General features: G+C 58.1%; 8 protein-coding genes. 5 read left to right on the top strand and 3 right to left on the bottom strand.

Annotation, left to right across the window (positions count from 1 at the left end):
• Positions 1-83: 83 nt before the first annotated feature.
• On the top strand, positions 84-638 hold the full coding sequence (locus tag JWR14_RS09985) for a DUF1415 domain-containing protein (RefSeq protein WP_299705299.1): 555 nt from the start codon (positions 84-86) through the stop codon (positions 636-638).
• Here the strand turns inward: JWR14_RS09985 and JWR14_RS09980 are convergent.
• Positions 628-1,566: an SAM-dependent methyltransferase gene (locus tag JWR14_RS09980; RefSeq protein ID WP_299705297.1), complete on the bottom strand. Its 939-nt coding sequence runs from the start codon at positions 1,564-1,566 to the stop codon at positions 628-630. The two genes, JWR14_RS09985 and JWR14_RS09980, sit on opposite strands and share 11 nt — an antisense overlap.
• A gap of 409 nt (positions 1,567-1,975) precedes the next feature.
• Here JWR14_RS09980 and JWR14_RS09975 point away from each other — a divergent pair, with 409 nt between their 5' ends.
• Positions 1,976-2,296 carry a hypothetical protein gene (locus JWR14_RS09975; protein ID WP_031362147.1) on the top strand — a complete coding sequence of 107 codons (321 nt, stop codon included), beginning with the start codon at positions 1,976-1,978 and terminating at the stop codon, positions 2,294-2,296.
• Between the two features lie 62 nt (positions 2,297-2,358).
• Here JWR14_RS09975 and JWR14_RS09970 read toward each other — a convergent pair whose 3' ends face one another.
• Positions 2,359-3,069 (bottom strand): FadR/GntR family transcriptional regulator, encoded by a 711-nt coding sequence (locus JWR14_RS09970; RefSeq protein ID WP_299705288.1) that lies wholly within the window; start codon positions 3,067-3,069, stop codon positions 2,359-2,361.
• 181 nt (positions 3,070-3,250) lie between these two features.
• Between JWR14_RS09970 and JWR14_RS09965 the strand changes: the two genes are divergently transcribed.
• From JWR14_RS09965 to JWR14_RS09955, 3 genes are read left to right on the top strand one after another with little or no spacing between them, the layout of a single operon-like run.
• Complete coding sequence (locus JWR14_RS09965; RefSeq protein ID WP_299705285.1) at positions 3,251-4,273, top strand: zinc-binding alcohol dehydrogenase family protein; 1,023 nt, start codon at positions 3,251-3,253, stop codon at positions 4,271-4,273.
• A 16-nt stretch (positions 4,274-4,289) separates the two neighbouring features.
• Positions 4,290-5,408 (top strand): mannitol dehydrogenase family protein, encoded by a 1,119-nt coding sequence (locus tag JWR14_RS09960; protein WP_299705282.1) that lies wholly within the window; start codon positions 4,290-4,292, stop codon positions 5,406-5,408.
• A 12-nt stretch (positions 5,409-5,420) separates the two neighbouring features.
• Entirely contained in the window at positions 5,421-6,962 is a 1,542-nt protein-coding gene (locus JWR14_RS09955; RefSeq protein ID WP_299705279.1) for an altronate dehydratase family protein, read from the top strand.
• A 553-nt stretch (positions 6,963-7,515) separates the two neighbouring features.
• Here the strand turns inward: JWR14_RS09955 and JWR14_RS09950 are convergent.
• Positions 7,516-9,129 (bottom strand): NAD(P)/FAD-dependent oxidoreductase, encoded by a 1,614-nt coding sequence (locus JWR14_RS09950; RefSeq protein ID WP_299705276.1) that lies wholly within the window; start codon positions 9,127-9,129, stop codon positions 7,516-7,518.
• Positions 9,130-9,400 lie beyond the last annotated feature (271 nt).

Below are 9,400 nucleotides of genomic sequence, written 5' to 3'. Positions count from 1 at the left end.
CCCGGTTGCGGACCCATGCGTGCAGCGCCATCCACCGCTGCTCTGCTCGTGAAAGCGGCGTGCGGTGAAGACAGGATTGAACGGTGAACGAAGAGATTATCAATACAACGCGGCATTGGCTGACGCGTGCAGTCATTGGCCTGAACCTATGCCCGTTTGCGAAAGCCGTGTATGTGAAGGACCAGATCCGCTACGCCGTCAGCGAGGCGCGCACGTTCGAAGGTGTGCTCGCCGATATCGAAACCGAACTGAAGTTTCTGGCCGAAACGGATCCGGATCAAACCGACACCACGTTGTTGATCGTCCCGCACGCGCTGGCGAATTTCGCCGAGTACAACGACGCACTTCATTTCGCCGATACCCTCCTGAAACAGTTGAAGCTGGAAGGTGAACTACAGATCGCGAGCTTTCATCCGAACTATCAATTCGATGACGCCGAATCCGACGACATCGAAAATTTCACAAATCGCGCGCCGTATCCGATCTTCCATTTGCTGCGCGAGGCGAGCATCGAACGCGCAGTAGAAGCGTTTCCCGACGCCGCTGATATCTACGAGCGCAATATGGCCACGCTACGCCGTCTTGGTCACGCCGGCTGGCTCGAACACATGAAACGCGACGCCAAGTTCAAGTCGTAAAGAAACGCTCGCGCATCTCTTCTAGACCGAGCGTCTCCAGTACATCGGACAAACGCTGCGCGGGTTTTCCGCGCGGCAGATCCTTGAACTGCGCGATGATCAACTCGTTTTTCATCGAGTGCTCCCAGCCGACAAGTTCCGTCACGCTCACCTGATACCCATGCGATTCCAGTTGCAAGCAGCGCAGCACATTCGTGATCTGGCTGCCGAATTCGCGCGTATGCAGCGGATGCCGCCACATCTCGGTCAGCACGTTCTTCGAGAGCGAATGCCCTTTGTTCTTGCGTAGAACCGAAGCTACTTCAGCCTGACAACACGGCACCACCACGATGGTTTTCGCTTTCTTCTGCAAAGCGAAATGAATCGCGTCGTCGGTCGCCGTATTGCAAGCATGCAACGCCGTGACGACATCCACGGTCGCGGGCAAACGGTCTGACGTAATCGATTCGGCCACCGATAGATTCACAAACGACATACCCTCGAACGCCAACCGCGCGGCCAATTCCTCCGACTTTTGAACAAGCTCCGAACGTGTCTCAATACCAAAGATATGTGACCGATCGCGCAGAGCCTTGAAGTAGAGATCGTAGAGAATGAAGCCAAGGTAAGACTTGCCCGCTCCATGATCGACCAGCGACACCGAACCTTCTTTTGCATGAATTTCCGCAAGCAAAGGTTCGATGAACTGGAACAGGTGATAGACCTGTTTCAACTTTCGACGACTGTCTTGATTCATCTTGCCGTCGCGCGTCAAGATGTGCAGTTCCTTCAAAAGTTCGAGGGACTGACCGGGACGGATGTCGTGTTTGGCCGACGTTGTTTCCGGCTTTTGATCGGACGAATCCGTTGATGCAATGGGCGCGTTCGGCGCCCTGGACTTCTTGGCCATCGTCTGGATACCGTAGTGATTCTGTAGGCGGGGTCGCACGGGGATTTCGGCGCGAAGTGTGCGCTAACCGCTGGTTGTATCGATGTAAATCGGCAAGTTTACCCAAAAGCGCATAGACGCTCCCGCATGACGCAGCATCGGGAACCGTCAGAGGTTTCAAGTCTCCTCGAAGTAGCACTGAGGAACCCGGGTTTCAGATGGAACATTTCGTGCATTTAGAACGGGAAAACCAACGGGATGGACGCATATTACGGCGGCACGAGGCCGCAACTTTTATAGCAGGACGCCCTGGTAGCAAGGCAGGCGCGACGAAACGATGACCTCGGCAACGCTTGAGGTCATGGCCGGTGAAACGCACCGGCGAACGTCGACGCACGGTCTGTTACGTAACACCTAACACACACGGCGCGTTCCCACGGGGAACACGCGAACAAAATTGAGGACGGCGATGGACCCAATCCGAGACAGTAAAGCCGAACAGCAGTTTCAGGAAATGCTTGCAAAGCTCACGTCAATGCCCGAGTGGAGCGAAAAACAGCAACTTGAACTCGAAATGGCCCGAGAGATTTCCGGCGAAATGTTGCGCCTCGCAGAAGTCATGCGCGACGGCACAACCGACATGGAAACGTGCCTGACCATGCTCAAGTACGCGAAAGTGATGGATTTCGTGCTGACGACACTCGCCTCGCGGCGCGAGATTGCGCCGCAGACGCTGCGCGTAATTTTCAAGCTCGCCGGGCTGAAAGTGGACGAGGCTTATCCTGGTTGAACGCTGCTTGTACGTTGTTCGGAGACCAGTCCGGGTGGATTGCGGACTGGCCTGATGTAGCTTTATGAATGCTTGCGGCGCGTCATCAACCGCCCGTACGACGCCTTCAAATGACGCTGCATGGAAGCCTGGGCCTGAATGGCATCGCGCGCTTCGAGCGCGTCCAGTATGTCCTTGTGCTCGCTTAACGCGGCCGCCCACGTTTCCTCCCCCTCAAAATGCACACGCAGCTTCGATGACAGCGGGCTATGCCGCTCGTCGAAGAGTCCAGCTACCGTGCGCACCAGCACATCGTTTCCTGACATTTGCGCCACCGCTAGATGGAACGCGCGGTCCGCGGCAAGCGGAATCTGCCCGTTCGCCACTTCCAGCGCCATGCGTTCGTAGATCTCGCGTAGCGCCTTAAGCGCCTTCGGTTTGCCGAATGCCGCAACATTCGCCGCGATCGCGCCTTCAATTACCATCCGTGCCGTCATGATTTCGAGCAGACTTTCGCCGAATTCCGTTCCTGGCGGCAAACTCGAGCGCGCGCCGGGCGCGGACGGTGCACAGGTATAGACGCCCGATCCCATCCGGATCTCGACGCGCCCTTCCAGCTCCAACGCGACCAGCGCCTCTCTCACGGACGGCCGCGAGACCCCCAACATCAGCGCCAGCTCACGCTCGGACGGCAGTCGGCCGTTCGGCGCGAAGCCTTGTTCTTCGATCAGCGCGCGCAGTTTATCGGCGATCTGAAGGTAGAGACGACGCGTCTCGGTGGGTTTGACAGCCACGAAGGCTCCTTTTTTGGATAAACGGGCCGTATCGGCGGAAAGGCTGAATTCTAAACAACGATGCTGCCAGATGGCGCCGATGGTCAGGCCAAACCCCTAGCCGAGGCTAATTGGCTTGACCAGTTACGTTTTAGGAAACTAACATGCATTCTGGTAAGGCCAAAAAATCAATCCTATCCCCATGAAAACTGTCATCTGCGAACAACCCGGCTCGCTCGTTCTGATTGATCGCCCGTCGCCCGTACCCGGTATTGACGACGTGTTGATCCGCATCAAGCGCGTCGGCGTGTGCGGCACGGACCTGCATATCTATACCGGGAAGCAGCCGTATCTATCGTATCCGCGGGTGATGGGGCATGAGTTGTCGGGAATTGTGGAGTCGGCGCCGGCCGGCGCACGCGTGGCAAAGGGCGATCAGGTGTACGTCATGCCTTATCTTGCGTGTGGGAAATGTATCGCGTGCCGGGCCAAGAAGCCGAATTGCTGCATGAATATTCGCGTCCTGGGCGTCCATACGGACGGCGGTCTGGTTGAGCAACTCGCCGTACCGCAGGCATTTGTGTTCAAGGCCGACGGCGTGACGCTGGATCAGGCTGCGATGATCGAATTCCTGGCTATCGGCGCGCACGCTGTCGCGCGAGCCGACGCGCAGCCGAAGCAGCGGGCGTTGGTGGTCGGCGCGGGTCCGATCGGAATGGCGGCGTTGATCTTCGCCAAGCTGCGCGGCGCGGAGGTTACGGTGCTGGATGGCCGCGAGGACAGGTTGCGATTTTGCGAGACGCTGCTAAACGCCGACCATATCGTGCCTCTGGACACGACCGGCGTTGCGGCGGATGCGAAACAGCTTGCGGAACTCACGGGCAACGAGTTTTTCGACATCGTATTCGACGCCACCGGCAACGTGAAAGCAATGGAACGCGGTTTGGAATTCGTCGCACATGGCGGCAAATACGTGCTGATATCGATTGTTAGCGATCGGATCTCGTTTGCAGATCCCGAGTTTCACAAACGCGAAACCACGCTGCTCGCGAGCCGGAACGCCACGCCGGACGACTTTGAAACCGTACTTTCCGCGATGCGCGCGGGCCTTATTCCCACGGCGGCGCTGAATACGCACACGCTCCAATTACGCGATCTGCCCAGCGAATTTGCCAAACTGCTCGATCCGTCGGCGGGCGTGATCAAAGCACTGGTCGAGTGCTGACACGCCGATATAGACGATGAGCAATCCGATTCTCCAGTTCGGCACGAGCCGCTTTCTCCAGGCGCACGTTGACTTGTTCGTTGCGGTGGCTGCGCGCCGTGAGCCGTCGAAGGCGCTTGGACAGATCACCGTCGTCCAGAGCACATCGAATGCGGAAAGCCGCGCGCGGATTGACGCATTGCGTGCCTCGAGCGTGTACCCGGTGCGGATCCGCGGCCGGCAATGCGACTCGACGATTGACGTCACCGTTCAATGCGACGCAATCACCGAAGCTCTCAACGCCACCGATGACTGGTCGAGACTACGTGAACGCGTGTGTCACGACGTCAAGGTGATCGTGTCGAATACCGGCGACACGGGCTACGCCTCATGCGCCGAAGATAGCGCGCGAAGCCTCAAAGAGAACTCCGTTCCGCGCGGATTTCCCGCCAAACTCGCGGTTCTGCTGCACGACCGGTTTGTCGCAGGCGCAGAACCGGTGACCTTGCTGCCTTGCGAACTGGTTTCGCGTAACGGCGACACCTTGCGCGATCTGGTTACTGGCATTGCAAAGCAGTGGCAAGCAGACGACTCGTTCATCCGCTATTTGCAGCACGATTGCATATGGGTCAACTCGCTGGTCGACCGCATTGTCTCGGAACCGATCCATCCTGTTGGCGCCATTGCCGAGCCCTACGCGTTATGGGCAATTGAACGCCAACCCGGCATGGTTCTGCCTTGCGAGCATGAAGATATTGTCCTCACCGACGACCTCGCTCACTACGAGCGCCTCAAACTCCTGCTGCTCAACCTCGGCCATACGATGCTCGCGGAACTCTGGCTCGCCGATCAATCCGCCGCCGATACCAACGTCCGCGATGCCATGCGTAACGAAGCGTGGCGTACGGTATTGGAATCGACATGGCGCGACGAAGTGCTTCCCGTCTTCGATGCCCTCGGCAAGCACGACGCCGCACGCGCCTATCTTGTCGAGGTCCGCGACCGCTTCGAGAATCCGTTTCTGGATCACCGGCTCTCCGACATCGCGCGCAATCACGCAGAGAAAAAGCAACGCCGCTTCAAACCGGCTGTCGAGCTTGCGCATCAACTCGGCTTGAATATCGACCAGCGGCGGCTTGGCGCGGCGCTGTCCTGAGGAATACTTGCTATGTCCACTGATCACACTGTTATCCGGCTTCATCCCAACGACGATGTCGTGATCGCCACGCGCCAGCTCATGTCGGGCGCGCGCATTACAACAGAAGTAGAACCGCTCGTGGTGAGCGGCCTGATTCCGCCGGGCCACAAGATCGCTACTCGCGACATCACAAAAGGTGAACCCGTCAGGCGCTACAACCAGATCATCGGCGTGGCATTGAATGACATCTTGCGTGGCCAACATGTGCACGTCCATAACCTTGGCATGGCGGATTTCGAGCGCGAGCATGAATTCGGTGTCGATATGCGCGAAACTCAATTCGTCGATAAACCCGCCACATTCATGGGTATTCGTCGCGACGACGGCCGCGTGGCCACGCGCAATTACATCGGCATCCTGACGAGTGTGAATTGTTCGGCCACAGTGGCGCGTGCGATCGCTGATCACTTTCGCCGCGATGTCCGTCCTGAAGCGCTCGCCGATTATCCAAACGTGGATGGCGTGATCGCGTTGACGCACGGACTGGGCTGCGGCATCGATTCGCTCGGCGACGGTATCGCGATCTTGCGACGCACACTCGCGGGTTACGCCGTGCATCCAAACTTCCATTCGGTGCTGTTCATCGGCCTCGGCTGCGAGACGAATCAGATCTCGGGCATCCTCAGTTCGGCGGGCCTGAAAGATGACGGCGCGAAACTGCGCAGCTTCACGATCCAGGATAGCGGCGGCACGCGCAAGACTATCGAACGTGGCATCGCGATGGTGAAAGATCTGCTCGCCGATGCCAATCGCGTCCAGCGCGAACCCGTGCCGGCCTCGCACTTGGTGGTTGGCTTGCAGTGCGGGGGCTCGGACGGTTATTCAGGGATCTCGGCGAATCCGGCGCTGGGCGCGGCCGTCGACCGTCTCGTTCAGCATGGCGGCACGGCGATTCTCTCCGAGACGCCCGAGGTCTACGGTGCAGAACATCTGCTTACGCGACGCGCGGTGAGCCGGGAAGTCGGCGAAAAATTGCTGACCCGCATCAAATGGTGGGAGGACTATTGCGCGCGAAATGGTGCGGCGATGGACAACAATCCCTCTGCGGGAAACAAGGTCGGTGGCTTGACGACGATTCTCGAAAAGTCGCTAGGCGCGGTGGCGAAAGGCGGCACGACCAAGCTCGTGGAGGTCTATGAGTACGCTCAACCTGTTGACGCAAAAGGTTTTGTGTTCATGGATTCGCCTGGGTACGACCCTGTCTCGGCAACGGGTCAGGTTGCGTCGGGCGCGAATTTGATCTGTTTCACAACCGGGCGCGGCTCGGCTTATGGCTGTGCGCCCTCGCCTTCGCTGAAGCTCGCCACAAACACAGCGCTGTGGGAACGGCAGGAAGAAGACATCGATATCAACTGCGGTGGGGTGGTCGATGGAACGGCGTCCATCGATCAACTTGGCGAAGCCATTTTTCAGATGATGCTCGACTGCGCGTCAGGAGTTGCATCGAAGAGCGAAGCGCACGGTTACGGGCAGAACGAGTTCGTGCCATGGCAGGTGGGTGTGATTACTTGATGGGCTGATGATTGAGGTCGACGAAGCGCGTTGATCGTGCTTTGCTTCGGGACTTTCGCCATTTCGATGCCATTGATCGCGGCTAAGGACATCGCCGGTTAGACATACCGGCGTCCATATGCATGCGCAGCGGTTGCTTCGAGACCTTCGACAGCCGCCCAGTGGGAGCGGTCAGCGGATGTCGCCTGGACATCGATTGCAGTAGTGAAAATGCAGCGTCATGGTTCGCGCGCTCACCCAGAAGACCAAACGGGCGCTCATGCTGAACGGACAGCCGCGATGGTAGTGGCGGTTGGCACGGGCAAACCGGCTGCCCCGATAGCCTGAAGCAACTCAAAGGACCGCTGGCGAAAATCGACCGGGTATCGACTGCGGTGAAATGGGACTTAGCTCGCGCGACCACGTGCAGTCCTGCGCCGAGGTCACGCAAGCGCACAATCCGCCATTTCGTCCGGCGATGGCGCCTCAGCCGTATCTAACCCATCGGATGCTGACGAACAAATATGTAGTCGCCATGGGCATCAAACTAACGACCTCGATGTGACCTCACGCCTTAACCGGCCATCATTTTCAACGCCAGCGCCTCGGCTACCTCTATCCCATCGATCGCGGCCGAATAAATACCACCGGCATATCCTGCGCCTTCGCCCGCGGGGTAAAGCCCATCGACATTCACACTTTGATAATCATCTTTTCGGCGAACCCGTATCGGCGACGACGTGCGTGTCTCCACGCCTGTCAGCACGGCGTCGTGCATAGCGAAGCCGGGAATCTTCTTGTCGATCTGCGGCAATGCTTCGCGAATCGCCTCGACCACATACTCTGGCAATGCGCTGGTCAGGTCGGTCATACGAACGCCAGGTTTGTACGACGGCTCGACCGTTCCAAGCGCAGTAGATGGCCGCCTTGCGATAAAGTCACCGACCAACTGCGCCGGCGCGCAGTAATCACCACCACCCAGCTCAAACGCCCGCTCTTCCCACTGCCTTTGAAACGCGATCCCCGCGAGCGGACCGCCCGGAAAATCGTCCGGCGTAATTCCCACGACAATGCCCGCGTTCGCATTACGCTCGTTGCGCGAATATTGGCTCATCCCATTCGTGACCACGCGTCCCGGTTCGGACGCCGCCGCCACCACCGTTCCACCGGGACACATGCAAAAGCTATAGACCGCACGCCCGTTGCTGCAGTGATGAACGACTTTGTAATCCGCTGCACCTAGCAGTTTATGTCCAGCGAACTTGCCGAACCGACTCCGATCAATCAGCCCTTGCGGATGCTCGATACGGAATCCGAGTGAAAACGGTTTTGCTTCCATGTAGACGCCACGATCGTGCAGCATTTCGAACGTGTCCCGCGCGCTATGTCCCACCGATAACACGACGTGATCGCAGCGCAGCGTTTCCCCGTTCGAAAGCGTGAGACCTCGCACCTTTCCGCCGTCGATCTCGATATCTTCAACACGCGATTCGAAGCGGACTTCACCACCGAGTTGATGAATTGTCGCGCGCATTTTCTCGACCATTCCGACTAGTCGAAACGTACCGATATGCGGCCGGCTCAGATAGAGAATGTCTTCGGGCGCGCCGGCAAGCACGAACTCTTCGAGCACCTTGCGCCCGTAGTGCTTCGGGTCCTTGATCTGGCTGTATAGTTTGCCATCCGAAAACGTCCCGGCGCCACCTTCGCCAAACTGCACGTTCGACTCTGGGTTCAGCACGTTTTTCCGCCACAAGCCCCAGGTGTCTTTGGTCCGTTCGCGAACAGCCTTGCCACGTTCCAGGATGATGGGGCGAAAGCCCATCTGCGCGAGAATCAGTCCAGCGAACAATCCGCACGGACCCATGCCAATCACAACCGGTCTCGACGATGTCATCGGTACCGGTGCCTTCGCGACGAACTTGTACGCCATGTCTGGCGTCACGGTGCAATGCGGTTGATCGTTCAGATATCGAAGTGCGCTCGCTTCGTCCTTCACGTCGACATCAACGACGTACGTTAGTTTGATGTCGGAGCGCTTGCGTGCATCATGCGCACGACGAAATACCGTATAGCGGATCAGGCTATCAGCGGGGATATGAATAAGCGCGAGACGTGAGCGAATTGCCGACTCGAGTTCGCTTTCCGAATGCTCAAGCGGCAGCTTGATTTCGCTTAGACGTAGCATGGTGACCTGTTTTGCAAAAGCCGAGAGGACATCCGGCTAAAGCACTATTTTAGCGTGTTGAAGAAGGCGAAAGCGGGTGATGGAGGGGTGTTCGGAGCGGGGTTTTGAAGGGTGGAGCCCGAAACGCAAAAACCCCACCTTTTAGGGGTGGGGTTTTGGCGAAGCTGCGATGGACTGCAGCGAATGAGGAGCCTGACGATTACCTACTTTCACACGGGTATCCGCACTATCATTGGCGTGGAGTCGTTTCACGGTCCTGTTCGGGATGGGA

Origin of the sequence: Caballeronia sp. (assembly GCF_028292365.1) — a bacterium.
GTDB lineage: Bacteria > Pseudomonadota > Gammaproteobacteria > Burkholderiales > Burkholderiaceae > Caballeronia.
The sequence above is the reverse complement of the archived record's forward strand: the minus strand, read 5'-3'. Positions and strand labels throughout refer to the sequence as shown.